The 1,655-nt window shown below is 68.0% G+C and carries 2 protein-coding genes; both read left to right on the forward strand.

All coding sequences use genetic code 11. The annotated features are described in order from the left end of the window. Positions 1-264: tripartite tricarboxylate transporter TctB family protein (locus tag EK403_RS21995; RefSeq protein WP_164919732.1), on the forward strand; the 264-nt coding region annotated here is incomplete at its 5' end. A 12-nt stretch (positions 265-276) separates the two neighbouring features. Continuing rightward, positions 277-1,655, forward strand: a 1,379-nt coding sequence (locus tag EK403_RS22000; RefSeq protein WP_128779589.1) for a tripartite tricarboxylate transporter permease, incomplete at its 3' end; no start/stop codon positions are given.

A 1,655-nucleotide genomic window follows, 5' to 3' on the forward strand; every position in this document is an offset into this window, starting at 1 on the left:
GTGCTGGTCACCTGGGCGCAGCTTGCGATGGTGGCCAAGGTGTTCGTCCCGCTCGCGGGGTTCGTCGCGCTGATCGAGCCGCTCGGGATCTATGTGGCGTCGGCGCTGTTCACGCTCGTCTTCATGCCGCTGGTCGGCGGCGCGCGTTGGCTCTCGGTGATCCTGACCTCGACGCTGGTTCCGCTCGCGGCCTTCTGGGTGTTCGAGAAGCAGTTCCTCGTGCCGCTCCCCAAGGGGCCGCTCGAGGCCGTGTTCGGCTACTGAGGAGAGAAGCCCATGGACGATCTCTCCTCGCTTCTGGCCGGCTTCGAGGTCGCGCTCTCCTGGCACAATGTCGGCTTCATGATCGTCGGCGTGCTGCTCGGCATCGTGGTCGGGGTGCTGCCGGGATTGGGCGGCCCGAACGGGGTCGCGATCCTGCTGCCGCTGACCTTCGGCATGGACCCGACCTCGGCCATCATCCTGCTGTCGTCGATCTATTGGGGGGCGCTGTTCGGCGGCGCCATCACCTCGATCCTGTTCAACATCCCGGGCGAGGCCTGGTCGGTCGCCACCACCTTCGACGGCTACCCGATGGCGCAACAGGGGAGGGCCGGCGAGGCGTTGACCGCGGCCTTCACGGCCTCGTTCATCGGCGCGCTGTCGGGCGTGCTGCTGATCACCTTCGTGGCCCCGCTGGTCGCCAAGTTCGCGCTGAGGTTCGGCCCGGCCGAGTTCTTCGCGGTGTTTTTGCTGACCTTCTGCTCGTTCATCGGCATGGGGCGCGAGAACCGCGTCAAGATCCTGGTGTCGCTGTGCATCGGCTTCCTGCTGGCCTCGGCCGGCATGGACACGATCTCGGGCGACATGCGGATGACCTTCGACGTCGCCGAGCTGATGCGCGGCTTCGACTTCCTGGTCGTGGTGATCGGCCTGTTCGGGGTGAGCGAGATCCTGCTGACGGTGGAGGAGGGCCTCGCCTTCAAGGGCAAGCGGTCGAACATCGACCTGAAGGTGGTGCTGAAGACGTGGGGCCAACTGCCGAGATACTGGCTGACGCTGGTGCGCTCGGCGGTCGTCGGGATGTGGATGGGGGTGACGCCGGGCGGCGCGATCGCGGCCTCGTTCATGGGCTACGGGCTCGCCAAGCGGTTCTCGCGGCGCGGGCCGAAGTTCGGCGAGGGCGAGGTCGAGGGCGTGCTCGCGCCCGAGACCGCGGCGCACGCCGCCGGCACCTCGGCGCTGCTGCCGATGCTCGCGCTCGGCATCCCGGGCTCGGCGACCGCGGCCGTCCTGCTCGGCGGGCTGATGGTCTGGGGGCTGCAGCCCGGCCCGACTTTGTTCGTAGAGCAGAAGGACTTCGTCTGGGGCCTGATCGCCTCGATGTATCTCGGCAACATCGCGGGGCTGGTCATCGTGCTCGCGACGGTGCCGCTGTTCGCCGCGATCATGCGCATCCCGTTCGCGATCGTGGCGCCGGTGATCCTGATCGTGTGCGCGATCGGGGCCTACACGGTCGGCAACTCGATCTTCGACATCTGGCTGATGCTGGTCTTCGGGGTGGTGGGCTATGTGTTCAAGAAGCTCGGCTTCCCGCTCGCCCCGATGGTTCTCGCCCTCGTCCTGGGCGACCGCGCCGAGGACGCCTTCCGCCAGGCGCTGCTCGGCTCCGGCGG

This window comes from Hansschlegelia zhihuaiae (genome assembly GCF_004103825.1).
GTDB classification, from domain to species: Bacteria; Pseudomonadota; Alphaproteobacteria; order Rhizobiales; family Methylopilaceae; genus Methylopila; species Methylopila zhihuaiae.